The 25,481-nt window shown below is 63.8% G+C and carries 23 protein-coding genes; 16 read left to right on the forward strand and 7 right to left on the reverse strand.

The features are described from left to right. The first annotated feature begins 7 nt into the window (after window positions 1-7). Together BUB23_RS24385 and BUB23_RS24390 are read left to right on the forward strand one after the other, a co-directional pair. Window positions 8-370, forward strand: coding sequence for a RidA family protein (locus BUB23_RS24385; protein ID WP_073109452.1), 363 nt, complete (start codon window positions 8-10; stop codon window positions 368-370). A 60-nt stretch (window positions 371-430) separates the two neighbouring features. Then, window positions 431-1,456: an XdhC family protein gene (locus BUB23_RS24390; RefSeq protein ID WP_073109455.1), complete on the forward strand. Its 1,026-nt coding sequence runs from the start codon at window positions 431-433 to the stop codon at window positions 1,454-1,456. 69 nt (window positions 1,457-1,525) lie between these two features. Here BUB23_RS24390 and BUB23_RS24395 read toward each other — a convergent pair whose 3' ends face one another. The 3 genes from BUB23_RS24395 to gcvA all read right to left on the reverse strand — a co-directional run bounded on the left by BUB23_RS24395 (window position 1,526) and on the right by gcvA (window position 4,853). After that, window positions 1,526-2,680, reverse strand: coding sequence for an acyl-CoA dehydrogenase family protein (locus tag BUB23_RS24395; RefSeq protein WP_073109457.1), 1,155 nt, complete (start codon window positions 2,678-2,680; stop codon window positions 1,526-1,528). 50 nt (window positions 2,681-2,730) lie between these two features. Continuing rightward, window positions 2,731-3,798: a hypothetical protein gene (locus tag BUB23_RS24400; RefSeq protein ID WP_073109460.1), complete on the reverse strand. Its 1,068-nt coding sequence runs from the start codon at window positions 3,796-3,798 to the stop codon at window positions 2,731-2,733. Between the two features lie 170 nt (window positions 3,799-3,968). Next, complete coding sequence (gene gcvA / locus BUB23_RS24405; protein WP_073109463.1) at window positions 3,969-4,853, reverse strand: transcriptional regulator GcvA; 885 nt, start codon at window positions 4,851-4,853, stop codon at window positions 3,969-3,971. A 271-nt stretch (window positions 4,854-5,124) separates the two neighbouring features. Between gcvA and BUB23_RS24410 the strand changes: the two genes are divergently transcribed. Then, complete coding sequence (locus BUB23_RS24410) at window positions 5,125-5,973, forward strand: p-hydroxycinnamoyl CoA hydratase/lyase (RefSeq protein ID WP_073109466.1); 849 nt, start codon at window positions 5,125-5,127, stop codon at window positions 5,971-5,973. A 9-nt stretch (window positions 5,974-5,982) separates the two neighbouring features. Then, complete coding sequence (locus BUB23_RS24415) at window positions 5,983-7,185, forward strand: CaiB/BaiF CoA transferase family protein (protein ID WP_084136239.1); 1,203 nt, start codon at window positions 5,983-5,985, stop codon at window positions 7,183-7,185. 47 nt (window positions 7,186-7,232) lie between these two features. Here BUB23_RS24415 and BUB23_RS24420 read toward each other — a convergent pair whose 3' ends face one another. The 3 genes from BUB23_RS24420 to BUB23_RS24430 all read right to left on the reverse strand — a co-directional run bounded on the left by BUB23_RS24420 (window position 7,233) and on the right by BUB23_RS24430 (window position 11,279). Further along, a complete protein-coding gene (locus BUB23_RS24420) occupies window positions 7,233-9,617 on the reverse strand; it encodes a TonB-dependent siderophore receptor (RefSeq protein ID WP_084136240.1) in 2,385 nt (794 codons plus the stop codon). A gap of 88 nt (window positions 9,618-9,705) precedes the next feature. Continuing rightward, a complete protein-coding gene (locus BUB23_RS24425; protein WP_073109468.1) occupies window positions 9,706-10,731 on the reverse strand; it encodes a FecR family protein in 1,026 nt (341 codons plus the stop codon). Beyond that, window positions 10,728-11,279 (reverse strand): RNA polymerase sigma factor, encoded by a 552-nt coding sequence (locus tag BUB23_RS24430; protein ID WP_073109471.1) that lies wholly within the window; start codon window positions 11,277-11,279, stop codon window positions 10,728-10,730. Before BUB23_RS24430 ends, BUB23_RS24425 begins: the two co-directional genes overlap by 4 nt. A gap of 172 nt (window positions 11,280-11,451) precedes the next feature. Here BUB23_RS24430 and BUB23_RS24435 point away from each other — a divergent pair, with 172 nt between their 5' ends. Beyond that, entirely contained in the window at window positions 11,452-12,387 is a 936-nt protein-coding gene (locus BUB23_RS24435; protein WP_084136241.1) for an SMP-30/gluconolactonase/LRE family protein, read from the forward strand. Between the two features lie 5 nt (window positions 12,388-12,392). Here BUB23_RS24435 and BUB23_RS24440 read toward each other — a convergent pair whose 3' ends face one another. Next, window positions 12,393-14,627 carry a TonB-dependent receptor gene (locus tag BUB23_RS24440; protein WP_073109476.1) on the reverse strand — a complete coding sequence of 745 codons (2,235 nt, stop codon included), beginning with the start codon at window positions 14,625-14,627 and terminating at the stop codon, window positions 12,393-12,395. A 329-nt stretch (window positions 14,628-14,956) separates the two neighbouring features. On the opposite strand from BUB23_RS24440, the gene BUB23_RS24445 reads away from it, so the two are divergent. The 11 genes from BUB23_RS24445 (at window position 14,957) to BUB23_RS24495 (ending at window position 25,474) form a co-directional block, all read left to right on the forward strand. Next, window positions 14,957-15,676, forward strand: coding sequence for a response regulator transcription factor (locus BUB23_RS24445; RefSeq protein ID WP_073109479.1), 720 nt, complete (start codon window positions 14,957-14,959; stop codon window positions 15,674-15,676). Next, window positions 15,673-17,079 carry a HAMP domain-containing sensor histidine kinase gene (locus tag BUB23_RS24450; RefSeq protein WP_073109481.1) on the forward strand — a complete coding sequence of 469 codons (1,407 nt, stop codon included), beginning with the start codon at window positions 15,673-15,675 and terminating at the stop codon, window positions 17,077-17,079. The genes BUB23_RS24445 and BUB23_RS24450 overlap by 4 nt, the downstream gene beginning before the upstream one ends. A 56-nt stretch (window positions 17,080-17,135) precedes the next feature. Then, window positions 17,136-18,377, forward strand: coding sequence for a PepSY-associated TM helix domain-containing protein (locus BUB23_RS24455; protein ID WP_073109486.1), 1,242 nt, complete (start codon window positions 17,136-17,138; stop codon window positions 18,375-18,377). Next, complete coding sequence (locus BUB23_RS24460) at window positions 18,370-18,909, forward strand: thiamine pyrophosphate-binding protein (protein WP_073109489.1); 540 nt, start codon at window positions 18,370-18,372, stop codon at window positions 18,907-18,909. Before BUB23_RS24455 ends, BUB23_RS24460 begins: the two co-directional genes overlap by 8 nt. Beyond that, entirely contained in the window at window positions 18,906-19,247 is a 342-nt protein-coding gene (locus BUB23_RS24465; RefSeq protein ID WP_073109492.1) for a hypothetical protein, read from the forward strand. Before BUB23_RS24460 ends, BUB23_RS24465 begins: the two co-directional genes overlap by 4 nt. Then, a complete protein-coding gene (locus BUB23_RS24470; RefSeq protein WP_073109494.1) occupies window positions 19,244-19,867 on the forward strand; it encodes a DUF6162 family protein in 624 nt (207 codons plus the stop codon). The genes BUB23_RS24465 and BUB23_RS24470 overlap by 4 nt, the downstream gene beginning before the upstream one ends. Before the next feature lie 41 nt (window positions 19,868-19,908). After that, window positions 19,909-20,865 carry a metal ABC transporter solute-binding protein, Zn/Mn family gene (locus BUB23_RS24475; RefSeq protein ID WP_084136242.1) on the forward strand — a complete coding sequence of 319 codons (957 nt, stop codon included), beginning with the start codon at window positions 19,909-19,911 and terminating at the stop codon, window positions 20,863-20,865. Then, complete coding sequence (locus tag BUB23_RS24480) at window positions 20,862-21,641, forward strand: metal ABC transporter ATP-binding protein (RefSeq protein WP_073109497.1); 780 nt, start codon at window positions 20,862-20,864, stop codon at window positions 21,639-21,641. Before BUB23_RS24475 ends, BUB23_RS24480 begins: the two co-directional genes overlap by 4 nt. After that, window positions 21,638-22,546 (forward strand): metal ABC transporter permease, encoded by a 909-nt coding sequence (locus tag BUB23_RS24485; RefSeq protein WP_073109500.1) that lies wholly within the window; start codon window positions 21,638-21,640, stop codon window positions 22,544-22,546. The genes BUB23_RS24480 and BUB23_RS24485 overlap by 4 nt, the downstream gene beginning before the upstream one ends. After that, the gene (locus BUB23_RS24490; RefSeq protein ID WP_178372395.1) at window positions 22,543-23,493 is read left to right on the forward strand and encodes a metal ABC transporter solute-binding protein, Zn/Mn family; all 951 of its coding nucleotides are present in this window, start codon (window positions 22,543-22,545) and stop codon (window positions 23,491-23,493) included. Before BUB23_RS24485 ends, BUB23_RS24490 begins: the two co-directional genes overlap by 4 nt. Window positions 23,494-23,629: 136 nt before the next feature. Further along, window positions 23,630-25,474 carry a phosphoenolpyruvate carboxykinase (GTP) gene (locus BUB23_RS24495; RefSeq protein WP_073109503.1) on the forward strand — a complete coding sequence of 615 codons (1,845 nt, stop codon included), beginning with the start codon at window positions 23,630-23,632 and terminating at the stop codon, window positions 25,472-25,474. Window positions 25,475-25,481 lie beyond the last annotated feature (7 nt).

Raw genomic sequence — 25,481 nt, forward strand, 5'->3', positions numbered from 1 at the left:
GCTATCTATGGAATTGATCAATAACGCCGGCAAGCCTCCAGCCGGTCATTACTCGCCGGCGGTTTCCAGCAATGGCCTCATATTCCTTTCAGGGATTCTGCCGGCCAGGCCCGGCGCGGTGGATTTCGCGGATGAGGTCGGGCAGGCGCTCAATTCCTGCAAAGAGGTGCTGGCACAAGCGCAATGCACCCTCGACGATGTCGTGCAATGCACCGCGTATATCGTCGGCGTGGAGAACTGGCCGGAATTCAATCGCGTTTATATGGAAGCATTCGGCCGGCACAAGCCGGCGCGTACGGTCGTACCCGTTCCGCAGCTGCATCATGGCTGCCTGGTGGAACTGCAGCTCGTCGCCGCCAGGCGGCCTTGACGCTCGGGATCCTTGCCCGGGCCGGCCTGCGGCTTGCCCGGCTCCATAAGCTGAGACGTCATGGATACTTTGAATCGCGACACCCTGATTGCCGCCAGGCAATGGCGCGAAAGCGGCTACGCGGTCGTGCTGGCCACCGTAACCCGCACCTGGGGTTCCAGTCCAAGGCCGGTCGGCTCCATGCTTGCGCTGCGCGAAGATGGCCTGCTGCGCGGCTCCGTGTCCGGCGGCTGCATAGAAGACGACCTGATCCATCGTATCACCAGCCAGCAGCTGGCCCTGGCCGCGCCGCGGCAAGTCTCGTACGGCGTAGGCGCCGACGAAGCGCGGCAGTTCGGCCTGCCTTGCGGCGGCACCCTGCAATTGGTGCTCGAGCCTGTCGGCGACTCCGCGTGGATCTCTGCAGTGCTGGAGCAGTCTTCCCGCGGAAGCCGGGTGGCGCGCGAACTGGACTTGGATACCGGCGCCATCCAGGTGCGCGCGGCAGGAAAAGACGAATCCTTGAATCTGGCTGGCGGCGTCCTGACCTCTGTGCATGGTCCGCGATACCGGCTGCTGATTATCGGGGCTGGCGATTTGGCGGCCTTTCTCGCTCAAATTTCCGTCAAGCTCGATTATGAGGTCACGGTATGCGACCCGCGCGCCGAATACACGGAAGGCCTGGATCTGCCTGGGGTCAATGTGGTCGGCACCATGCCCGACGATACAGTGGCAAGCATGAAGCCCGATGCGCATACGGCCATCGTCACCCTGACGCATGACCCAAAGCTGGACGACCTCGCGCTTATGGAAGCCTTGAAGACCGAGGCGTTCTATGTGGGCGCCATAGGCTCGCGCCGCAACAACGAGAGCCGGCGCGACCGGCTTGTATTGTTCGACGTAAGCAGGGATGAGCTGAGGCGGCTGCGCGGGCCGGTCGGCATCCATATCGGCAGCAAAACGCCATTTGAAATCGCCGTATCCATTGCGGCCGAAATGACGGCCGTCAAGAACGGCGTGCGGATGCCGCCGGAGCTGTCGATTGCCGAGTCGAAGGAGAAAGCGGAATCGCAAGCCTGCCCCGTATTGCTGAAAAGCCATGCGTGACGCCCGCAAGAGCCCGAACCCGCCCCGGGCCAACCGGCGGCAGACAGGCCGCAGGCGTGTTGCGCCGTATCAGGCATAGACTTCGAAGATCCGGCGGGCCAACGCCGACTTCAGGACTTCCTCGGGGCCTTCGGTAATCATCATGCTGCGCTGGTCCCGCCAGAATTTTTCTATGGGAAGGTCCCGGGTCAGGCCGGCGCCGCCGTGGATCTGCAGGCAGTGGTCGGCGCATTGGAAAGACAGGCGGTCGCCGCGTATTTTGACCATGTAAGCATCGTAGCGGATGTCCTCGCCGCGGTCGTATTTCCAGGCCGCCCGATAGACCATCAGGCGCAAAGCCTGAAGGTCGATATAGGAGTCGACCAGCATCCATTGAATGGCCTGGCGGTCGGCCAGCGGCTTGCCAAACGTGATTCTTTGTTTCGCATAGGCCGCAGCCAGTTCCAGGCATCGCTCGATGACGCCCAGCGCCCGGGCGCCATGCCGGATCCGGCCTTGATTGATCCATGCCTGGCCCACCTTGAAGCCTTCGCCTTCCGCTCCTATGCGCTTCCAGGCGGGCACGCGGACATCGTCGAACGCCACATCGCAAGGCTCGTCGTCCATCATGGTGGCCTCTTTGCGCAGCACCTTGACGCCGGGGCTGCTCATGTCGACCAGAAAGGCGGATATGCCGCCACGCGATCCCTTGGCGGCGTCGGTTTTGGCCATCACTTGGGCGAAGTCGGCCGTGTCCGCGGACGTGATGAAGCGTTTGCCGCCCGACAGAATGTAGTCATCCCCCTCGCGTACGGCCGTGGTGCGCATCGCCGCCGGGTCGCCCCCGGCATCTGCTTCGGTCTGGGCGAAACAATCGGTTTTTTCGCCCCGGATGACCGGCAGCAGATAGTGCCGCTTCTGTTCCTCGTTCAGGAGGTAGAGCGTGGGGCTGACCTCGGGACCGAAGATTTGCGCCTTGCGGCCTGGCACGGCAATGGTGCGCCCCATTTGTTCCCAAACGACGACACGCGCCAGCATGCCCAGCCCTTGGCCGCCGTACTCGGTCGGCGTGGCAAAGTGCCATAGCCCCATCTTCCTGGTGGCCTCGCTCAGGCGCGCGCGGATTTCGGGTTTCATTTCCGGGCCGCTATAGGCTTCGCGCTCGATCGGGATTACCTCCCGGTCCACAAACCTGCGCAACTCCTTGCCCAGCATCCTCAACTCTTCCGGCAATTCAAAATCCATGTGGCTTCCTGGTGGGTGGCCATGCGCGGCCGTGCGCTCGCGGCAGCGATTCAGCGGGCGACGTATTTGCGGAGATAGGCCTGCACCGAGGGATCGACCTTGCCCAATTGCTGAATGATCGCCTCTCCCTCGGCGCCTATGATCATGCGCGGCTTGGTCTGGACGACCCGCTCGTAAGCGGCAATGAAGTCCGCGTCCCGTGACAGTTGTTCAAATGCGTTGCGCATTTCCTGCACGGCTTCCTTGGGCGCATTGGGCGGCATGAAGACCGTGCGGTACATGCTGTCCATGATGCGGCCCAGCAGCTGCAGGGCTTGCCATTTCTCGCCGCCAGGCTGGGTATTTTCTCCGTGTATGTTCTTGTAGACCTCGGTGAAACTCGGCACGTCGGGTAGATCCGGGCTGCGGCCCGGCGTGCCGTCCGGCTTGCGATAGTCGTATTGAAAAATCGGCGTGACTATGCCCGTGTCGGCCAGGGTGGGCTTGACACTGGCATACCAGCCAGGAAGCGAATTGCTGGTAAGCTGAATTTCCTTGCGCTGTATCGCCGTGTCAATATCGCGCAGGCCCCTGTAACCGGCGATGGTTTCGTATTTCACCCCCAGGAGATCCAGCGCCAGCCTTTGCCGAACAGTCAGGTGGTTGGTGGGCGATAAGGCCCCGGCGGTGACCAATGGCGATTTGGCGATATCCGCAGCCTGTTTTATTCCGGGCGGAGTATCTTTGCGCATATAGACCAGGGTCACTTGCTTGATGCCGGCAATCAAATTCAGGTGATCGTAACGGACCCGCAAAGCATCATTGTCTATGAGCTGGTCCATGGGGTCCCAGGTGAAGAACCCGAGGTTCAGCTTCTCGCCATCGGACGACGCGCCCAGCTGATTCACACCGATTATGCCGCCCGCTCCGCCGGCATTGCGCACCACCACGGAGCGCACCCCTTTTAGATATTTGGGCAGGTACTGAGCGACGATGCGGGCCTCGATATCGGTCGGGCCCCCCGGCGAGTAGTTGACGACCATGGTCACCACTTTGTCGGTGAAGTTCTGTGCCGCCGCGGGGCCGGCGATGGATAGCAGAAGGCAACCGAGCCATGCGCACGCAGATTTTATTTTCATTGTGTGTCTCCTATTGGCAGCGGGATGAAGTCCGCCGGAGTATCCGGCCCCGTCTGATGCGCTAGTATTTATACAAGTGGCCTATGCAGGCAAATGTTCTTTTCTAATGCCTGCATGATGTCCCCTCATGCTGCCGCGCATGAGCTATGGGTAAATCCCCGGCCAGGCGATCAGGAAAACCGCGCCATCATCCATTCGCGGAAAAGCCGGACTTTGGGCATGTCGGCCTTCTCCTTCCGGTGAGCTATGTGGTAGCCGACGTCTACCGGCAGGTGCACCGCGAAGGGCTCGATCAAATGGCCGCTGTTCAATGCATCCTGCACCAGTCTCGAGCGTCCCATGCATATTCCGAGACCGTTGATTGCCGCCTCCAGGGCAAGGAATAGCCCGTTGAAGCTCATCTCCTTGTTGAAAGTCACCGGTTCATTGCAGGCGTGTTGAACCCAGGCCGACCAATCGTCCTCGACGATGGGGGAGACGGATCGCAGAATCGTGTGCCTTTTAAGATCGCGCGGGTGCAGAAGCTTGTCCCCGCCCAGCAATGCGGGATTGCACACCGGGAAGACTTCATCTGTGGACAAGGAGTAAACGTCGACATCCGGCATGGTGTTCACCCCGTACCAGATACCGACATCGAAATCAAAGTGGCTCGTTCGATCCGCTCCCCCGACAGGAGTAAGGCGCAGCTCGATGTCGGGGTGCTCCCGCTGGAAGTCGCATAAGGCGGGCAGCAGGCATTTCACCGCGAAAGCCGTCAGACAGGTGATTTGCAGCCTGTCTCCGCGGGTGTTGGATACCCGGTCCGATGCGGCGCCTATCATGGCCAGGGCGGGCCGTATCGATTCGAGATAGTCGAAGCCGCTTTCGGTAAGCGCTATGTTGTTCTGCCGACGCTCGAAGAGCTGCGTTGCGAGCATGCGTTCCAGTTCTTTGATCTGGTGGCTTATCGCTGTCTGGGTCAAATGCAGCTCGCTGGCGGCGCGGGTAAAGCTCAAATGCCGGGCGGTGGCTTCGAATGCGCGCAGCGTATTCAGCTTGGGGAAATGTTTGGGCATTGCGGACTTCGCCTCCTGGGTGGCTGTCGACACATTTTGCGTTCATCGCCAGCGCACCATGATACCAGCGTTGTTTTTCCCTCATCGCCTCATGACGATGTTTTCCGCCGGGCGCATCCAGGCGCCGCGATGGCCCATATAGAACGGAGCGACAGCGCTGAATGCGCGGGTATCAACGCAGCTCACGGGAGCATGAAGAGAATTCATTAGCGATGAATATCGTTCGGAACGATAGTGTCATCACCTTTTCAATACTTGTCGGAGACAGGCTATGAGTGAAACAAAGAAAGTCGTTCGCGTCGAAAAATATAACGGCGTCACCACCGTTTTCCTGAACCGCCCGGAAAAACGAAATGCAATGAGCCCCGCCCTGCATGAGCAAATGGACCAGACGCTTCTTGAGCTGGAAGGAGATCCCGATACCAAAATCGTCATAATCCGCGGCGAGGGCGGCAACTTTTCCGCGGGGCAGGATTTGAAGGAATTCTTCCGGGGCCTGGAGGACAACCCCGCGGAAGCCAAGAGAATGCAAGAGATCGCAAATCGCTGGCGTTGGGAACGGCTGTACAACTACGATAAGCCTACCATCTCCATGGTCGAGGGCTACTGCGTTGGCGGCGCCTTCATGCAGTTGCTGGCGACTGACTTTGCGATCGCCGCGGACACCGCGCAGTTTTCTCTGTCCGAAGTCAACTGGGGCATCCTGCCAGGCGCCTTGGTGGCCAAAGTCGTGGTCGATAACGTCCTGTTCCGCCATGCGCTTTATTACTCTTGCCTGGGCGATGCCTTTGATGGCAAGGAAGCCGCCCGGGTCGGTTTCATCAATTATTCGGTCCCGGCCGAAAAGCTCGAGGACGAAGTGGCGAAGCTGGCGGACAAGTTGATGAAAAAGAGTCCCGCCGTGCTGCGGGCGACCAAGCAGGCTGTCCGGCAGGTCCGCACTATGGACTTCAACCAGGCCTATGATTATCTGCACGCCAAGAACATGGCCATACGCGTCAACGATCCCGAAGAATCATATAGGACGGGCTTGTCCCAGTTCATCGATAAAAAGAGCTATAAGCCGGTCCAGGGGCCATTCACCCTCGGCACGCTATTGACCGATCAGACTGCGAAATAGGGCGCGGACATGAGAGAGGCCAGCAGCGATCCGTTCCTGCTAAAGGTGGCCCCGTTGACGGGGGTCAGAGTGGTCGAGCTATCCACCATGATCACGGCGCCGCTTGCCGGCATGTTGCTGGCCGACATGGGCGCCGATGTCCTGAAAATCGAAAACCCCGATGGCGGCGACCCCTTCAGAAACTTCCGGGGTGGCGCGTACAGCCCTCATTTCTGCGCCTACAATCGCAACAAACGCAGCGTAGCGCTGGACCTGCGCAGCGGGGAAGGCTGCGGCGCGCTGGCCGCGCTGCTTGCCGACAGCGACGTGCTTTTGGCAAACTTTCGGCCTGGCGTGCTCGACCGCCTGGGATTTTCCGACGGGCGGCTCGCCGGCATGAATCGCCGATTGATACGTTGCTATATCAGTGGCTTTGGGCCTGATGGCCCTTACGCCGACAGGCCCGCCTACGATGCCGTAGCCCAGGCGCTGGGCGGAATGTCCAGCCTTTTCCTTGACGCTGATCAGCCGCAATTGGTGGGCCCCACCATAGCGGACAATGCCACGGGGCATTATGCCTGCCAGGGCATTCTCGCGGCTCTTTATGTACAGCAGCGGACAGGCCTGGGCCGCCGCATCGATGTCAATATGCTGGAATCCGCCATCGCCTTCATGCCGGATCCTTTTGCCTATCTCACGCAAATGGGATTGATGTCGGACCCCATGCTGAGGCCGCGAACCTCGCAGTCTTACGTTTTCCGATGCCAGGATGGCAAGGCGCTGGTCATTCACTTATCGTCCCAGGCAAAGTTCTGGGAGATGTTTGTCGACATCGTGGATATGCCGTCCTTGCGTGACGACCCGGACCTCGCCAGCCGCGGCGGACGCATTCAGCACTATGAAAAAATCCGCGATCTTGCCGCCCCTGTATTTGCGGCCAAGACCCAGAAGGAATGGCTGGAGACCCTGTCCCGCGTGGACCTTCCCTTTGCTCCGGTCCATGACGTGGCCGAGGTGTTCGACGATCCGCAAGTCAATCATCTCGGCACATTCATGACGCTGGAGCACCCTGTCGCGGGTTCCACGACGGCCATCCGGCATCCCGTCTGGTTCGATGGCGACCGCTCGCAGCAGCCGAATAATCCGCCGCCGATTCTTGGCGAGCATACCGGCGATGTCCTGGAAGAGATCAGGGCAGCCCGGTCCAATGAAGTGGCCGGCCAGGAAAAATAGCTGGCCTCCGGTGTCGCGCCCTATCAGGGCCGCCCGCAAGCCTTGCCTTACCAGCTATAGTTGGCCGACAGGTTGATTGCCCGCCCATAGCCGTAATAGCACCAGGTGATGCTGTCGCAAGTGGCGATGTATTTCTTGTCGGTGAGGTTGTTCACGGTGAGCAGGAAGTTCCAGTCTCCGCGCGTGTAATGCGCCTGCGCGTCTATCAGTGTGTAGGCCTTGTTCCTCCACTCGTTGGCCGAGTCGCCGTAGCTCGCGCCGGTGTAGCGCACGCCGGCGCCCAGGCCGAGTCCGGGCGCGATATTGGCGGGAAAACGATAGTCCGCCCATACCGAAGCCTGGTGGCGCGGTTGTATGGGAATCTGCTTGTCCAGCGTGGCGGGATCAGTCGTTTCCTTGACCTTGGCCTGCGTGTAGGTATAGCTGCCGATCAGCGTGATGGCGGGCGTCACATGGGCGCGGGCCTCGAGCTCCACGCCCTGGGAACGGATTTTTCCCTGCTGGATCTGGTAGCCGAACACCGGCGCATTGACGTCGGTGACCAGGACGTTTTCCTGCTGCAGATCGAACACGGCCAGGCTGAACAGCGAATCGCTGTTGGCCGGCCGGTACTTGAAGCCAGCCTCGATCTGCTTGCCCGTGAGGGGAACGAAGGGCGAGCCGCCATAGGTCTGCCCCGCCGCGGGTTCGAACGAGGTCGCGTAGGACACATAGGGCGAGAAGCCCGATTTGAAGACATAGTTCAGGCCCACCCGGCCCGACCATTTCTGGTCGCGCTGCCCGGTCGTCGCGCCGGCCAGCTTGTCGTCGGTATCGGTGTCCACCCAGTCGTGGCGCGCGGAAAGCGTGGCGACCCAGCCGTCGCCCCAGCGGATCTGGTCCTGCAGGTAGGCGCCGATCTGCTGCTGCGTCTGCAATGTGTGCTGGTTGTCGGGCGGGGCCTGGACCGGACTGCCGTAGACGGGATTGAAGGCGTCCAGCGTGGCAACGTCGAACCCCATGCCGACGGCATAGTCGTTGCGCGAACGTTTGTAGTCGACGCCGGCGAGCAGCGTATGTTCAAGGCTGCCGGTCGAAAGCTTGTACTCGGCCTGGTTGTCGATGGAGAACATGGTCGAGTCTTCGCGCGGCGTATAGATATAGCGGCTCAGCGTGCGCTGGCTGCCGGGCACGAAGCCCAGCAGGCCGACCGAAGGGTGGTCCACATCGGCCCAGTTCATGCGCGCGTTCTGGCGCAGCGTCAGCTTGTCATTGACGCGGTGGGCAAACAAATAGCCGATGGACTGCGTGTTTTTCTCATAGCGGTCGAAGCTGGGCTCGCCGCCATAGAAGCTGGGCTCGATCTTGCCGTTGGGGTTGGGCAGCAGGGTGCCTTCGGCCGGCAGGAAGCCGCCCCAGCCGCGCGAACGGGCGCGCTGGATCATGGCCAGCACCGTCAGGCTGGTGTCGGCATTGGGCGCCCAGGTCAACGACGGCGCCAGCATGTAGCGGCGGTCGTAGCCATAGTCGCTTTCCGCCTTGCTGTCCCGCGCCAGGCCGACCACGCGGTAGAGCAGTTTGCCGTCCTCGGTCAGCGGGCCCGTGAAGTCGGCGGTAAGCTCCTTGCGATCGTGGCTGCCATAGCTCAGGCCCAGTTCATGGTAGGGGTCTTCCTGGGGGCGCTTGCTGACGGCGTTGATGAAGCCGCTGGGCGGCAGGGCGCCATAGAGAACCGATGACGGACCCTTGAGCACTTCGATGCGCTCCAGCGCATAGGGTTCGTAGCGGGTGTTGGCGGTCCATGAGCCATTGGGCAGCGGCAGACCGTCCAGGTATTTGGCGGGCGCAAAGCCACGCACGCGTATCCAGTCGCCGCGCGCGTCTTCGCCATAGGCGGCGGCCACCACGCCGGAAGTGTAGCGCAGCGATTCGTCGATGCCGGTTGCGCCTTGCAGCTGGATCTGCTCGCGCGTCACGACCGACACCGATTGCGGCGTTTCGAGGATGTCGGTGTCGGTCTTCACGCCGGTGGAGGTGCGTCTGGCCACCGCGCCGTAGACCGGGCTGGTGGCGGTCTGCTCGCTGCCGGTCACGGTGACTTGCGACAGCACCTGCACATCGCCGGCGCCGGGCGCCGCCATGGGCGATACCACCACTGAACCGCCATCCAGGCGCGCCGACAGGCCGCTGCCCGAGAGCAGGCGGTCCAGCGCTTCGCGCACGGTCAGCGTGCCCGTCACGGCGGGAGCGCTGCGGCCCGCGACCAGTTCGGGCCGCACGATCAGCGTCAGGCCGGCCTGGCGCGCCAGCGCATTGAGCGACTGGGCCAGCGGCTGCGAGGGCAGGGATATCTGGGCGGCGGGGCTGTCGGCCTGGGCCTGGGCCAGCGGCGCGGCCAGGCCCAGCAGGACAGCCAGGGTCATGGGCGCGAGGGGGAACAGAGGTAGGTGCATGCTGCGGTAGTCCTAAAAACGACATGGGAATCAGTTGTATTCTCATGTAGACGCATCAGCTTTGAAAAACCCTAGGTCGCGCCGTGTTTCAGGGCGCGGGTTCGATGGCGGTGCCCGCGGCGGTCCGGCGCACCTGGACGGGTAGGACTTTGGGCAGCAGGCGGTAGAAGGTGTCGGGATCGTCGGCGTCGAAAGTGCCCGTCACCCGCAGCGCCGCCACTTTTTCGCTGGCCGCGCTTGCCGGGGCGTGGCCATAGCGGGCGAATTCCGCCAGCGCCTGGCGGATCGTGAGGTCTTCGAAGCTGATGCGGCGCGCCCGCCAGGGCGCGATGTTGTCGGGTGCCACGGGCGTGATGCGTCCCGGCCGGCCCGCGTCATCCAGCGTAAGCTGTTGCCCGGCGCGCAGTTCCACGCCGCGCCGCGTCGCGGGCTCGCGCCAGAACGCCAGCCAGGACCAGGGGTCGGCGGGGCCCACGTGGACGCGGCCCGACTCCACCGAGATATGGACGCCGGGGTAGCCGGGCGAACCGGGCGTATGGCGCACGGCGAAGCGGGTGCCGACCACCGTGATGCGCAGCGGACCGGCCAGGACATCGAAAGGCCGCGCGGCATCGCCCTGCACGCTGAACATGGCCTGTCCCTGCGGCAGCGACACTTCGCGGCGGCCTGCAAACAGCGCCACGTCGAGGGTGGTGCCCGTGTCGAGTTCGAGTTCGCTGCCGTCGGGCAGGGCGACGCGGCTCAGCTCGCCCGGCTGCGTGGCATAGTGGCGGGAGTATTGCGGCGCGCCTGGCGCCAGCGCCAGGACGACCGCCAGCGCCATACAGCCGGCCAGCAGCGCGGCCGTCAGGCGGCGGGCCGGCCGCCAGCGCGCAGACGCGGCCGGGGCAGCAGCCAGGCGCGCGCGCGCCGCCGCCGGCACGGCATCCAGCGCCGCCCATTCGTCTTCCCAGCGCGCATAAGCGCTGCGGTGCGCGGGCGCAGCCGCCAGCCAGGTCAGCAGCGCCTCTTCGACGGCCTCGTCGTGGCCGCCCATGCGGCGCACGAACCAGTCCAGGGCTTCGTCCTCGAGCATGGAATCGGGCGAGGCGGCGGTGTGGGATTGCGGATTCATGGCGGGGAAGGCTCGGAAGATTCGGTGTTGCGGGGCGCGGCCGGCGCGCGCGCGGCGAGCCGGCTGTCCCATTCGGCCCGGCCGCGCCGGCAGGCCAGCATGGCGGTCTTGATGTGTTCTTCGACCATTTTCCGCGAAATGCCCATGCGCGCGGCGATTTCGGCGTGCGACAGGTCTTCGAAGCGGTGCATGACGAAGGCTTGCCGGCGGCGCGGCGGCATCGCTTCTATGACCGCCAGCATCGCGTCGACGGCTTGCCTGGACATTGCGGCGGTTTCCGGTTCGCAGCCGCAATGCGCCGCGACGTCCGGCGCATTGTCCGTTTCGTCATGGTAGCGCTCGCGTACGGCGGCGCGGCGCTGCTGGTCTATCATCAGGTTGCGCGCCGTCCGGTACAGCAGCGCGCGCGGCTCGCTGATCCGCCCGCCTTCCTTCTGGGCGGCCAGCACCCGCGCATAGGTTTCCTGCACGGCATCGGCAGCCCCCTCGGGGTTCCTGGCGAAGCGTGAGCAAAAATTCAGCAGCTCGCGGTAGTAGTGCTCGAACACAGCCTGGGAGTGAGGTGGAGGGCGGTGAGCCGGAGGGCCGGGCGGTTTGTCATCAACAAGAATTGTAATGCAAATAACTCGCATTATTACATGCTTGCGCTCACAGGCATTATCGCAGGCCGGGACCGATTTGCGGTATGGTTCCATAAGAATGAAACCGGAGGACGACATCATGTGGCAGCCCAGCGACCGCTATCCAGACCCGAGAATCAAAAGCCTGCACCCGGATTTTGCCAAGTACCATCTGGCCAGCGCGGCGGTCGAAATGCTGGCCGGCGGCGCGCGCTGGGCGGAAGGCCCGGTATGGTTCGGCGATGGACGCTTCCTCTTGTGGAGCGATATTCCCAATGACCGGATCATGAAATGGGATGAAACCGACGGGTCGGTCTCGGTCTTTCGCGATGGCAGCAATATGGCCAATGGCAACACGCGCGATCGCGCCGGCCGCCTGGTCAGCTGCGAACACCTGGGCCGGCGCGTCAGCCGCACGGAGTACGACGGCAGCATCACGGTGCTGGCCGATTCGTTTGACGGCAAGCGGCTGAACTCGCCCAACGATGTCGTCGCCAAGTCCGATAACTCCATATGGTTCACCGATCCGCCATTCGGGCTGCTGGGATTCTACGAAGGGCGGGTGGCGAGGCAGGAATTGCCGGCGAATGTATACCGTATCGACGGGGTTTCGGGGGAGATCACCGTACTGGCCTCGGACGTCGAATGCCCCAATGGCCTGTGTTTTTCGCCGGACGAGAAAAAGCTCTATATCGTCGCTTCGCGCGCCAGGCCCAATCGCCTCATTTATGCCTACGACGTGTCCGCGGACGGCAAGTCGATCTCCAACAGAACCACGGTCATTGACTGCGGGCCGGGCACCTCCGACGGCATACGCTGCGACGAGGATGGCAATCTCTGGTGTGGATGGGGCATGGGAAGCGAGGAGCTCGACGGGGTGCGCGTGTTCAATGACCAGGGCGTGCCGCTGGGGCACATTCATTTGCCTGAACGCTGCGCCAATATCTGCTTCGGCGGCAAGAACCGCAACCGGCTGTTCATGGCGGCCGGGAAAAGCCTGTTCAGCCTGTTCGTGAATGTGCGGGGCGCAGCGTAGCCTGCTTAGTCGTAGCGGTACGTTGCCGTCAGCATATAAGAACGGCCCGCCGCGACGTTGGCGAAAATGCCCACATGGGAGGCATCGTAGAGTTCATTGTCCGAAATATTGTTGACGTTCAGCTGCAAGGCGAAGCTCTTGTTGAACTCATAGCGCGCCATCGCGTCATAGCGCCAGTATGACGGCAGTTCATAGACATTCTCGTCGTCGACGAAGCGCTCGCCCAGATAGGTCGCGCCCGCGCCCAGTGTGAACTGCGGCAGCACTTTATAGGTGCTCCACAAGCTCATGCTTTGTTTGGCAATGAATTTCATCTGCTTGCCGTCGAATACATTATTGCCATTGCGGTACTCCTTGATTTTCGGATCCAGATAGGAATAGCCGGCCCACACCTGCCATTTCGGCGTGATCGCGCCTGTAGCGCCAAGCTCCAGCCCGCGCACCCGATTGCTGCCGCTCAGGGATACGTCGCCCGTCAGCGGGTCGGTCGAGCGCGCGTCGGTTTTGTCCGTCTGGAATATCGCCCCGGTCAAAGACAGGCGCTCGTCAAAGACATCCCACTTCGTGCCGAGTTCCCAGCTGCGGCTTTTCTCCGGCTTCAGGTCATTGAGGGTCGCCGCGCCGGCGGGGCCGTCGGCTCCGCCGGCCTGGCCAAGATTCTCGCCGGACGGATTCGACGAAGTGCCATGGGAAAGATAGATGCTGCCATTGGGCGCCGGCTTGTAGATGAGCCCGAGCTGATAGTTCCAGAAGTTGTCGGACCGGGACGCAGAGGGATTGGCCACCCGGAAATTGTCATGTCGCAGGCCAAGGTTGGCCGACCATGCCTTGGAGAATTCTATCGTGTCGAACAGGTAGACCGAGCGGGTCTTGATGTCCCCGTCCTTGCTGCGCGGGCCGTAGGTCAGGCTGTAGGAGTAGTGCTTGCCGGGGTTGGGGTTGTAGAGGGAATCCCTGTCGCTGCCGGGCAGGCCCGCGACATTCCTGGTGTAGATGTCCTCTTTCCCGAATTCGAATCCCGCCGCGATATTGTGCTTGAGCGCGCCGGTATACAGCTCGCCATAGACATCCGTCTGGTTCACCAGCGATTCGCTCGAACGCCACCTGGCGCGGTCCGCCCTGGTGAACTGCACGCCCGGGCCCTCGGTGGAGCAAGGCGCGCCGCTCGCCGCGACGCAATTGTCGAACGACGGGCGCGTCATCAAATAGTGATTCAGGGTCTTGCCGTAGCGGCTGACGTTGCGCACCGTGAACTTGTCGTTCAAGTCATGCTCGATCTGGGCGGTCGCGGTGTCGAATACGTTCTTGCGAAAGTCGACATGATGGCGGCCGTAGAAATTGTCGCGGTCCACATCCGGCGGCGTCGTGCGGCCCGGCCTGGCCTTGTTCTGGAAGGGAACGCCCAGGTCGGGCATATCATTGTTTTCTATGTGCGCGTAGCTCAGGATGACGCGGGTAGGCGTGCCCAGGCCGAACGCCAGCGAGGGGGCCACCCCCCAGCGATCCATGGTCAGGCCGTCGCGCCCGGCCACTTCGCCGCCCATTTTCATCAAATTCAGGCGGAATGCGGCGCTGTCGGTGAACGCATAATTGCCGTCGGCCGTGCTGCGCCACTGCCCATCGGTGCCATAGCCGCCGCTCGCTTCGAAGAAATCGTGGAGCTTGGGGGACTTCGTGACCAGGTTGATGCTGCCGCCAGTCCCGCCCCGGCCCGTATACGCCGAGCTCGGCCCTTTGAGGACTTCGACGGATTCCAGGTTGAATGTTTCGTGCGAGCCGCGCGCATAGTCGCGCACGCCGTCGATGAATATATCGGTGCTGGCTTCGTAGCCGCGGATGAATGGGCGGTCGCCGGTGGGCGTGCCGCCTTCGCCCGAGCCGAACGTGATGCCCGGCGTGGTGCGCAGGACGTCCTGCAGCGACGTGGCGCCGCGGTCCTTGATCAGTTCTTCGGACACGACAATGACCGAGCGGGGCGTATCGCGCAGGGGGGCGGTCATTTTCGGGCTCGTTGCCTTGGCGGGCGCCTGGTATGGCGCCACGCCCTGTCCTTGGACCGTGACGGGGCTGAGCTGCGCGGGATCGCCTCCCGCCTGCTGCCCGTGCGCGGGGCCGATGGCCAAAGCGCCTGTGACGATGGCGCCTGAAAGCATCGAACGCTTGAACGAGGGCGCAAAGCTTGCGCTTGAAATAAGACCGGCGACAGGGCTATATTGCTGCGCCATGAGTTTTTCGGACATCGGTTTTCCTTGGCTTTGTAACGGTATGCGGCCGCCTATCGCGGCAAATGGCGTTGCGGGCCGCGGCTGGAGGCCGCGCGCGCAGGCGCTGGTTTTCGGTTTGCAAGCTATCATTGAAGAGCGCGCATCGCCGGACAGACACGAGGCTGATCTACAATAAGATTGATTTGCATTCCGAAGTCTAATGAGCGGGGTGTCGAATTTTCGTCAAATCCCGCGAGGCCCGGGCATTCGCCATGAAGCCGTCAAAAACGATGTTGTAAAAACGCCAGGCCAGCGGCGCCTGGCGTCAGTTCGCCGGCTGCGGCCGGCTCTTTATCTGGATATGTATGCGCAGCACTTGCCACATCGGCGCGCGGCTATCGGTACTGATCGTCGAAGACGATCCCGCCCTGGCCGAGAACCTTTTCAGCGCCCTCGAAGCGGAGGGGTTCGCGCCGGACGCCGCCTATGACGCGGGCTCGGCGATTTACCGCCTCGAGAAGGATCATTTCGATATATTGGTGCTGGACATAGGCCTGCCCGGCATGGACGGCTACCGGGTGCTGACACATATCAGGGATGTCATGCGTCTGGCCATTCCAGTCCTGGTTCTCACGGCGAGAAACAGCATTGAAGACAAGATCACGGGTTTTTCCCGCGGCGCCGACGATTATCTGACCAAGCCATACGCGCTGGTCGAAGTCGTGATGCGGCTGCGGGCCCTGCTGCGCCGGAGCGCGCGCCCGGACGGGCCGGCAAGCACCTTGCGCTGCGGGGAACTCGAGTACGACGTGGCCACAAGAAAAGTCAGCGCCCGGGGGCTGCAGCCGAAGCTGACGCGCAAGTGCCTGCAGATCCTGGAAATCCTGATGCGCAATCCCGGGGTCGTCATCTCCAGGGCGGTGCTGGAAGATCATCTATGGCAGGGCGAGCCCCCCTCGTCGGACGCGCTGCGCAGCCAGATCCACCTGCTCAGGAAAGCGCTGGGGGAGCTGGGTTTCGACGGCATCGAAACGGTGCACGGGCTGGGCTGGAAAATTATCGGCGCGGCCGAGCCGGCGCCATGAAGTTCAAGGCGACGATTGCGCAGCGGGTCGCCTGGGCGCTGACTGCTTTCGTGACGGTCGTGACCGTCCTGGCGGCGGGCATGGCCTTCTATACCCACAAGAAAATGGAGGACAGGCTGATAGACGGCCTGGTGGCGTCCGAATCCAGGTATCTGGATGCCGGCTTGAGCCGCGGCAAGGCCAGATGGGACGAGCCGCTGGAACGCGAGATTAGTCCCGTCATGTCTGCCTGGGGGGAACACCCATCGAACCCCGCCGCCAGCATGCCCGCGCTCCTGCGCGGCCTGGACAACGGAATCCATCACATCCGGACGGAGTCCGTTTTGTGGCATGTGATGGTGGCGGATTCGCTCGATGGCAAGCTGTATGTGCTGTACGATGCGGCCGACCATGAGGCGCTGGCGCGCAATTTTGGCCTGGCGCTGTTTGCCATTGCCTTGTTTTTCATTGCCGTTTCCCATTTTATGGGGCGGCGTGTCGCCAGGTGGGTTGTGTCGCCCCTGCAGGCCCTGACCGACCGGCTGGAGCAGTGGGCGCCCGGCTCGCCCAGCTTCCTGGTGGCCCGCTCGGACGAGGCCGGCCGCCTTATGGAGGCATTCAACCGCGTCCAGGATGAACTCGACGACTCCATCGCGCGCGAGCGGGAATTCGCCGCGAACCTGCATCATGAAATCCGCACGCCGCTTGCCCGGATACGCAGCGACAGCGAACTGATGTTGCGCCTGCCTGCCATGGGCGAGGGCGAATCCAGGCGGCTGCGGCGCATCATGCGCTCGGTGGACGACGTCGCGGAATCCCTCGAGAGCACTTACGACATCGCGCATGCCGAGATGGGCGCGGTGCAAGCCCTGTCGCTGTCCGATTGCGTCGATGACGTTTTCGCCCGGCTGGAGCTGGAGGCGGAAAATGCGCGGCTCGAACTCGTGAACAGCGTTCCCGCGGATCATGTCGCCATATTGGACCGATACGCCTTGCTTACGGTGATGCGGAACCTGGTGCGCAACGCCATCAGCCACGCCGCGCCCGCCATCCTGGATGTCAGGTCTATAGGCGGCGGGCTGGCGTTTGTCGATTCCGGCCCCGGCATAGCCGCCGATGAGCTGCCCAATATTTTCGACCGGTATTACAGCAGCCGGCTGGTGGATCAATCGCGCCGGCGCGGCATGCCCGGCGGCGCGGGCAAGGAAGGGCGGGTCGGCCTGGGCCTGGCCATTGCGCGGCGCGTATGCGCCACCCATGGATGGCACCTGGCCGTCGAATCGCCGGTGCAGGGGGGGCGCGGCACGGCTTTCCACTTGCGGTTTCCAGGGTCCGGCGAAACCGCGGCTGGACATGCGTTTCCAGGCACGCGGCCTTGGGGCCGGGCAAGAAAGGCTGGGGCGGATGCGAACTGGCGGACTTAAGCAGATACAATGCAAACAATTGCTATTAGCATTACCCCTTTATTTTTGAATTTCATATGGTCACGACTATCGGCAACAAGAAGAAATCCAGCTCCAAACTCTGGTTCCTGGTCCATAGCTGGCTGGCCCTGCCGCTATGGGTGTTCGTCTTTTTCGTCTGCCTGACGGGCACTATCGCCACGGTCAGCCAGGAGATCGTCTGGCTGGCCAACCCGGCGGTGCGCGCAAGCCCGCCCTCGGACGACGCGGTGGTGCTGGGCTATGACGCCATCATGGAAAATGTCTTGCGCGAACGTCCCGACGCGGCGGTGCAATTCATCTCCCGTCCGGTCAAGTCGCAGTTCGCCCTGACGGTGCGCGTGAGCTACCCGGATGCCACGTCGGCTTCGCTTTACGTCAATCCCTACACGGGCCATATCCAGGGCAGCACGTCCGGCTTCAGCTTCCAGCAGTTCATCAGGGCCTTGCATGGCTGGCTGCTGATGCCGTTCACCAACGGGTTCAACTTCGGCTGGTATGCCGTGTCGTTCCTGGGCCTGCCCATGCTTGGGTCGCTGATTACCGGCCTGGTCGTCTACAAGCGATTCTGGCGCGGTTTCATGCGTCCCCGTCTGCGCGCCGGGCAGGGCGCGCGCGTATTCTGGGGCGACTTCCACCGCTTGGCGGGCATCTGGTCGATTCCCTTCATCGCCATCATTTCCGTCACCGCCGTCTGGTTCCTGATCCAGGCCATTCTGTCGGACAACCACATTTCGATTTCCACCGAAGGGCCGCCGGCCGTCGTGGCGCGCACAGACATACCCGTGGCGCCAGCCGGCCAGCGGCCATCCATCATCAGCCTGGACCGGGCGGCGCAGATCGCGCACGAAACATTTCCCGACCTGGAGCCGTCGTTCGTCAGCCTTCCCTTCAATGCATACAGCCATATCGAAGTAGGGGGCCGGGGCAGCTACCCATTGCTGTTCGAGACGATGGACATCAACCCCTACAACGGCGCCGTCGCGGGGACGCGACGCGTGTCGGACCGCTCGGCCCTGGAGCTGGTCACCGAGTCCATGCGGCCCCTGCACACCGGCGACTTCGCCGGGCTGTGGCTCAAGCTCGTGTATTTCCTCTTCGGGCTGCTGCTGACCTGCATGGTGCTCAGCGGCTTGATGATATGGACCAAACGCACCGTCAAGCAGACTGCCGGGATACTGCGTCCCGCTTCGGCCAGGCGCGGGGAGCCTTCCGCCAGAAAGAGGCCGCCGGTGATGGCGACCGAAACAAGCCCGCTTACCGGAGGACGCCATGAATAAGACAATAGCCGCCCGGCGCACGGGTTTTCCGGCGCAGTGGCGCCGCTGGCGATACCACCTGAGCGCCTTGCTGCTGATATTGCCGCTGGCCTATCTTCCCCGGTATTTCGACGACCTGGCCTTGTCGCGCGGCGACAAGGGCCTGGGGCAGCGCGAGATTGGCCAGCAAGCCGTGGGGCCATGGTCGCTGCGGCTGGCGGAGTGGCGCATCGAAGCGCCGCAGCGCCAAGGCGAGGCCGGCTATATGAAGGTCTTTACGTTGGCGCTGTGCAAAGAATGCGTAGGCCAGGTGAAGGCCGCCTATCTGCGCGTGGGCAAGCCGCGCAGTCTGCGGGCGGCGGGCGCGCTGTTTTCGGGCAGCCCGTATCGTCAGATGACCAGCGTGCCCATCCCCGTGCGCGCCGCGCCGGATGCCGATCTGTGGCTGACCCTGGAGGGGTGGGACGGTTCGGTGCATCAGGCAAGCTGGCCGCTGAAGCAGGCATCACCCACGACCGCGGCATGGCTGCGAAAGCAAGGAGAAACGCAATGAAGAAACCCCATTCGAACATCGGCCGGCGCGCCGCCGGCGCCGCCGCGGCCATTGGCCTGTTGTGCATGAGCCTTGCCGCATGGGCGCACAATCCCATGGCGCAATGCCTGCAGGTGGACGCCAATACCATTAAATGCAAGGGCGGCTTTTCGGACGGCAGCGAGGCGCCGGGCGTAACGCTGGATGTCATTTCCTATGACGAGCAAATCCTTGTCCCGGGCAAGCTCGCCGACGATTCCACCCTGACATTCAAGAAACCCGCGGGCGAATTCTACGTGCTGTTCGACGCGGGCCCCGGCCATGTGGTCGAGATCGACCATAGCGAGATCCAGGAGTGACGGTACAGGTCGTCAAGCCGGCGGGGGCCGGCCCTGAAACCTTGCTGGTGCTGGCTTGGTGCGCGCTGATCCTGGCCATGGCCGGCGCTTTCGTGTTCTGGCGGGTCGCGCCCGCCGGGGCCGTGGGCGTGCAAGCCCATCAAATGGACGCCCGGCGGGATCTGACGGCCGCCGAGCAGGGCATTTATGCGGACCTGCGCGTGGCGTTCGACGAGATACAGGCCGCCGGGGGCGCGTCCGCCCCGGCCGTCCAGGATCTGGCAGATTCCGGCTTGCCGCCGTTCGCGCGGGACGCCAGCGCATCGCAGCGCGGCGGCCACGCCTGGCAGCTTGCCGGCGATGGCGCGATGGCAGGCTATGCGGGCTTGAGCGCAGACAGGAGAATTGCCGGAGCGATGCTGCTGCGCATGCCGCCGTCGGGCGCCGCGCATGATGCGCGCCGTGCGCATGGCCATGACGCCGCGGACGCGCGGCTTGCCGAGCCCGACATCTGGCTCAACCGGGAGGCCGGCGCGGACGCGCCGGCGCAACTGGACGACGCTGCGCTGATCAGCGCCGGCTGGCGTCAGATCGTGGCGCAGTTCGACGCCAGCGTAACCCGCCAGCGCCGCCAGCCCTGAGCGGTCGGCCACCACTAACATTACCCATGCAGACCTTACCGATGCCGATGCCTTCCCTTTTGCCGCAATACCTGTTTAGTCGTTCGCGCCACGCACTGATGGCGCTGGCTTGCGGCGCGCTCGCCCTCATCATCTCATTTCCCTCGCTGGCGCAGGCCAAGGCGCTGCGCATCGGGGTTACCCTGCACCCTTACTATAGTTATGTCGTCAATATCGTGGGCGACAAAGCCGAAGTCGTGCCGCTGATCCCGGCGGGCTTCAATCCCCATGCCTACGAGCCGCGCGCCGAGGACATCAAGCGCATCGGCGAGCTGGACGTGGTGGTGGTCAACGGAATCGGCCACGACGATTTCGCCGACCGCATGATTGCCGCCAGCGACAAACCCCAGTTGCCCGTCATCGAAGCCAATGCCCAGGTGCCGCTGCTGGCGGCCACCGGCACGGCGGCGCGCGGCGGCGACGCCGGCAAGGTGGTCAACCCGCATACCTTCCTGTCGGTCACGGCCTCCATCGCCCAGATCAACACCATCGCCCGGGAATTGGCCAGGCTCGACCCGGACAATGCCGATGCCTATCGAAACAATGCCCGCGCCTACGGGCAAAAGCTGCGCAAGCTGCGCGCGGATGCGCTGGGCAGGCTCGCGCAGGCGCCCGGCGCGGACTTCCGGGTGGCGACCATACATGGCGCCTACGACTATCTGTTGCGTGAATTCGGCCTGGAAGTAACGGCCGTGGTCGAGCCGGCCCACGGCATCGAGCCGAGCCCGGCGCAGCTCAAGGCCACCATAGATCAGCTGAGAAGCCTCGACGTGAAGGTGATTTTCTCCGAAATGGATTTTCCTTCGACCTACGTCGAGACGATACAGCGCGAGACCGGGGTGCGGCTGTACGCGCTGACCCATATTTCCTATGGCGACTACACCAGCGGAAAGTTCGAGCAGGAAACGGCCCGCAACCTGGATACCGTGGTGCGCGCCATCCAGGAGGCCGCGCAATGACGGGCGCGCCCACTACCGGGCAGGGGCCGGCCCCGCGCGGCCCCGCCATCGATTTCAGGCAGGTGTCGCTGACGCTGGGGCGCACGGACATCCTGCGCGATGTCTCCTTCGCCGTGAAGGCGGGCAGCGTGCATGCGCTGGTGGGGCCCAATGGCGGGGGCAAGAGCTCCCTCATCAAAACCCTGCTGGGGCAGATGCCGCACCGTGGCCGCCTGGCGCTGGATTGGCCACACGAGCCGGGCGCCATCGGCTATGTGCCGCAAGCCCTCGAGTTCGATCGCGGCCTGCCCATGACCGTGAATGATTTCATGGCGGCAATGACGCAGCGGCGCCCGGCCTTCCTGGGTCTTGCGCGCCGGCGCGCCGCGGACATCTCCGCCGCGCTGGAGCGCGTGGGCATGGCGGACAAGCGCAAGCGCCGCATGGGCGCCCTGTCGGGGGGCGAACGCCAGCGCGTGCTGCTGGCGCAAGGCATGATTCCGGCGCCTTCGCTGTTGGTGCTGGACGAACCCATGTCGGCGCTGGACGAGGCCGGCGCCCAGGTCTACGAGCGCCTGCTCTGCGACTGGCGGCGGGCGGGCGTGACCGTCTTCTGGGTGGAGCACGATCTGCAGGCGGTAAGAGAGCTGGCCGATCATGTCACCGGCTTGAACCGCGGCGTGCTGTTCGATGGCAAGCCCGCCGACGTGCTCACGCCGCAACGTCTGCTGGAACTCTTTTCAACCCGTCCCCGGCTGGCGGTAGTGAGTGACGAACCTGCCGAGGCCGCGGCATGACGGCGTCGGCGATAGACACGCTGCGTGCGGCCATCCAGGCCTGGGCTGCCGGCGGCTACCTGCCCGCGTCCCTGACCTACGGCTTCGTCGTCAATGCCGTGCTGGCCGGCTTCATTATCGGTCCCATCCTGGGCGGGCTCGGCACGCTGGTGGTGGTCAAGCGCTTCGCCTTCTTTTCCGAGGCCGTGGGGCATTCCGCGCTCACGGGCGTGGCCATAGGCATACTGATGGGCGAACCGTATACCGGGCCCTACGGCAGCCTGTTCGGCTATTGCCTGCTCTTTGGCATTTTGCTGAACTATTTGCGCAACCGCACAGGCCTGGCTCCCGATACGCTGATCGGCGTATTCCTGTCGATTTCGCTTGCGCTGGGCGCCAGCGTGCTGCTGGTGCTGGCGGGGCGCATCAATGTCCATATCCTTGAAAACGTCTTGTTCGGGTCGGTATTGACCGTCAACAACCATGACCTGAGCGTGCTTGCCGTCGTGGCCTTGTTGACGGCGGCGCTGGCCTTGCCGTATTACAACGGGCTGATGCTGGCAAGCTTCAATCCGCAATTGGCAGCCGTGCGCCGGGTGCCGGTCAAGGCCCTCGATTACCTGTTCGTCGCGCTGGTCACCATCGTCACCGTGGCCTCCGTCAAGGTGATAGGCGCCATTCTGGTGGGCGCGCTGTTGGTGATCCCGGCGGCATGCGCGCGCATGCTGAGCCCTTCGCTGCGCAGTTTCTTCTGGCTGTCGGTGCTGATCGCGACAGTCAGCACGCTGGCCGGCATCCTGCTGCCCATCGAGCTGGACCTGCCGGTGCCCTCGGGCGCCGCCATCATCCTGGTGTCGGGGGCCTTGTTCATGCTGGCGGCGATCACCCGCGGCCTTGTTCCAACCTTGAGAGGAAATCCATCTTGAAGCGTAGTTCCTGCGGCGCCCTGGGCGCTTTGACATTGGCCCTGGCCCTGGGCTGCGGATCGCCGCTGAGCGTGGCGCCCGCCGCTGCCGGGGAGCGCGCGGCGGCCGCGAAACCAGGCGCGGCGGCGGTTTCCGGCATCAAGGTGCTTGTCGCGCATCCTGTCGTGCATGCGCTGGCCCAGGCGCTGGCCCAGGACAGCGGCATTTCGGTGCAACTGGCGGCTCCCGCCAGCCTGCCGGCCACGCGCATGGCTTCCTACTTCGCGGGCAGAGGCGCGGCGGCGCTGCGCAAGGCGGCCGAAGACGCGGACGCCGCGGCCGGCCTGCGTTCCATCTGGCCCGAGGATCCGCTGTATCCGCTGGCCCGGCGCGCCAATATACGGATAGTCGAAATCGATGCGGCGCGGCCGATCGACGGCGCCCTGCCCGGGATTGCCCTGCAGCCGGGTTCCGGCGCCAGCGCTTATCCCTGGCTCGATCCCGTGAATCTGGGCCGCATGGCCGACATCATGGCGGCCGACCTGGAGCGGTTGACGCGCGCGGCCGCGGACAAGGCCGCGCTGGCGAAGAATCTGGGGGAATTCAAGCATCGCCTCGTGGCGCTGGCGGCGCAAGCGCAAGCCCAATTGGCCGGCGTGGACAACGTCTCGGTGGCCACGCTCTCGGACCGGCTGGCCTACCTGGCATCGGGCTTCGATCTCGATCTTGTCCTGAGCGATGCGCGGCCCGACGCGGATTGGAGCGGACAATCGCTGGCAGCGTTTGCCGCAAGCCTGAAGTCGAATGGCGTGGCGCTCGTCCTGCATCACCGGGAACCCGCCGCGGACGTCCGGCAAGCCGTCGCCAGCGGCGGGGCGCGACTCGTGGTGCTGGCCACCGATGACGCCGATCCGGTGGCGCAATTGCAGGCCAATATCCGGACGCTGGTGCACGCCTTCAAATCATGAGCACAACTGCGCGGGCGCAGGCGCGCGTTGCCGTGCGCCTGGAAGCCGGCAACCTAGCCTGAACGGACTAGGAGACGCGTCCGGCGATAGGCTTTAGAATGGCCTGTTCATGCTTCATATACGGAGAAATATTCCTATGAGTGTTGTAGCCAGCTCCCCATCGCCCGTCGAATCGAATGCGCCCGCCGGCATGCGCCATGCCCGTCTCATGGCGTGGGTGGAGGAAATCGCCTCGCTGACCCGGCCGGATCGCATTGAATGGTGCGATGGTTCCCAAGAGGAATACGACAGGCTCTGCGAATTGATGGTGCAGGCCGGCACCATGCGCCGCTTGAATCCCGGCATACGTCCCAATTCCTACCTGGCCTGGTCGGATCCCAGCGACGTGGCCCGCGTGGAAGACCGCACATTCATCTGTTCCGAAAAGCAGGAGGATGCCGGTCCGACCAATAACTGGATGGCGCCGGCCGCCATGCGCGAAACGCTCGGCGGCCTGTTCGCGGGCTGCATGCGCGGGCGCACTATGTATGTGATCCCGTTTTCCATGGGCCCGCTGGGCTCGCCCATTGCGCACATCGGCGTGGAGCTGTCCGACTCGCCCTATGTGGTGGCGAATATGCGGCTGATGACGCGCATGGGCGGCAAGGTATACGACGTGCTGGGCGCGGACGGCGACTTCGTGCCTTGCGTGCATTCGGTCGGCAAGCCGCTGGCCGCGGGCGAAGCCGATGTGGCCTGGCCTTGCAACGATACCAAGTACATCGTGCATTATCCGCAGGACCGCGAAATCTGGTCGTTCGGCTCGGGTTATGGCGGCAATGCCCTGCTGGGCAAGAAATGCTTCGCGCTGCGCATCGCTTCCAGCATGGGCCGCGACCAGGGCTGGATGGCGGAGCACATGCTGATACTGGGCGTGACCTCGCCGCAGGGCAAGAAAATGCATCTCGCGGCGGCGTTCCCGTCGGCCTGCGGCAAAACCAATTTCGCCATGATGATCCCTCCCGAGTCCCTGCCCGGCTGGAAGGTCAGCACCATAGGCGACGACATCGCCTGGATCAAGCCGGGGCCGGACGGCCGCCTGCATGCGATCAACCCCGAAGCCGGCTACTTCGGCGTAGCGCCCGGCACGAACGAAAAAACCAATTTCAACTGCATGGCTTCGCTGCGCGCCAACGTGATATTCACCAATGTCGCCCTGACCGACGAGGGCGACGTGTGGTGGGAAGGCATGGGGCCCGCGCCCGCGCATTGCATCGATTGGCAAGGCAGGGACTGGACCCCTGACTGCGGGCGCAAGGCGGCCCACCCCAATGCCCGCTTTACCGTGGCGGCGGTGCAGAATCCCGCCATAGACCCGGAATGGGACAACCCCGACGGCGTGGCTATCGACGCTTTCATCTTCGGCGGCCGGCGCTCGGACACCGTTCCCCTGGTGACCGAGGCGCGCAGCTGGCTCGAAGGGGTCTACATGGCCGCCACGCTCGGTTCCGAGACAACGGCCGCCGCCTCCGGCGCCCAGGGCGTGGTGCGCCGCGATCCCTTCGCCATGCTGCCATTTTGCGGCTACAGCATGAGTTCCTATTTCGCCCATTGGCTCGAGCTGGGCGAGCGGCTGCAGGCGGGCGGCGCCACGCTGCCGCGCATCTTCTGCGTAAACTGGTTCCAGACCGACGACCAGGGCAAGTTCATCTGGCCCGGGTTCGGGGAAAATATGCGCGTGCTCAAATGGATGCTGGAGCGCATCGAGGGCCGGGCTCAGGGCGCTGACAATCTGTTCGGCGTTACGCCGCGCTACGAGGACATCACCTGGGACGGCCTGGATTTCGATGCCGGCAAATTCGAGCGCATCACGGCCATCGATTCCGCCGCATGGCGCAAGGAGCTGGGCCTGCATGCGGAATTGTTCGACCGGCTCGAACACCGCCTGCCGGCGGAGCTGCCGGACTTGCAGAACCGCTTGCGCGAGCGGCTGGACGTCTAGCTTGCCC

The sequence above is a fragment of the Pollutimonas bauzanensis genome (genome assembly GCF_900129885.1).
Classification (GTDB): domain Bacteria; phylum Pseudomonadota; class Gammaproteobacteria; order Burkholderiales; family Burkholderiaceae_B; genus Pollutimonas; species Pollutimonas bauzanensis.

Bases quoted from the DNA above. Each gene is read 5' to 3' on its own strand.
- BUB23_RS24385 (WP_073109452.1), top strand. From the start codon at position 8: ATGGAATTGATCAATAACGCCGGCAAGCCTCCAGCCGGTCATTACTCG.
- BUB23_RS24390 (WP_073109455.1), top strand. From the start codon at position 431: ATGGATACTTTGAATCGCGACACCCTGATTGCCGCCAGGCAATGGCGC.
- BUB23_RS24395 (WP_073109457.1), bottom strand. From the start codon at position 2,680: ATGGATTTTGAATTGCCGGAAGAGTTGAGGATGCTGGGCAAGGAGTTG.
- BUB23_RS24400 (WP_073109460.1), bottom strand. From the start codon at position 3,798: ATGAAAATAAAATCTGCGTGCGCATGGCTCGGTTGCCTTCTGCTATCC.
- gcvA (WP_073109463.1), bottom strand. From the start codon at position 4,853: ATGCCCAAACATTTCCCCAAGCTGAATACGCTGCGCGCATTCGAAGCC.
- BUB23_RS24410 (WP_073109466.1), top strand. From the start codon at position 5,125: ATGAGTGAAACAAAGAAAGTCGTTCGCGTCGAAAAATATAACGGCGTC.
- BUB23_RS24415 (WP_084136239.1), top strand. From the start codon at position 5,983: ATGAGAGAGGCCAGCAGCGATCCGTTCCTGCTAAAGGTGGCCCCGTTG.
- BUB23_RS24420 (WP_084136240.1), bottom strand. From the start codon at position 9,617: ATGCACCTACCTCTGTTCCCCCTCGCGCCCATGACCCTGGCTGTCCTG.
- BUB23_RS24425 (WP_073109468.1), bottom strand. From the start codon at position 10,731: ATGAATCCGCAATCCCACACCGCCGCCTCGCCCGATTCCATGCTCGAG.
- BUB23_RS24435 (WP_084136241.1), top strand. From the start codon at position 11,452: ATGTGGCAGCCCAGCGACCGCTATCCAGACCCGAGAATCAAAAGCCTG.
- BUB23_RS24440 (WP_073109476.1), bottom strand. From the start codon at position 14,627: ATGTCCGAAAAACTCATGGCGCAGCAATATAGCCCTGTCGCCGGTCTT.
- BUB23_RS24445 (WP_073109479.1), top strand. From the start codon at position 14,957: ATGCGCAGCACTTGCCACATCGGCGCGCGGCTATCGGTACTGATCGTC.
- BUB23_RS24450 (WP_073109481.1), top strand. From the start codon at position 15,673: ATGAAGTTCAAGGCGACGATTGCGCAGCGGGTCGCCTGGGCGCTGACT.
- BUB23_RS24455 (WP_073109486.1), top strand. From the start codon at position 17,136: ATGGTCACGACTATCGGCAACAAGAAGAAATCCAGCTCCAAACTCTGG.
- BUB23_RS24460 (WP_073109489.1), top strand. From the start codon at position 18,370: ATGAATAAGACAATAGCCGCCCGGCGCACGGGTTTTCCGGCGCAGTGG.
- BUB23_RS24465 (WP_073109492.1), top strand. From the start codon at position 18,906: ATGAAGAAACCCCATTCGAACATCGGCCGGCGCGCCGCCGGCGCCGCC.
- BUB23_RS24475 (WP_084136242.1), top strand. From the start codon at position 19,909: ATGCCGATGCCTTCCCTTTTGCCGCAATACCTGTTTAGTCGTTCGCGC.
- BUB23_RS24480 (WP_073109497.1), top strand. From the start codon at position 20,862: ATGACGGGCGCGCCCACTACCGGGCAGGGGCCGGCCCCGCGCGGCCCC.
- BUB23_RS24485 (WP_073109500.1), top strand. From the start codon at position 21,638: ATGACGGCGTCGGCGATAGACACGCTGCGTGCGGCCATCCAGGCCTGG.
- BUB23_RS24495 (WP_073109503.1), top strand. From the start codon at position 23,630: ATGAGTGTTGTAGCCAGCTCCCCATCGCCCGTCGAATCGAATGCGCCC.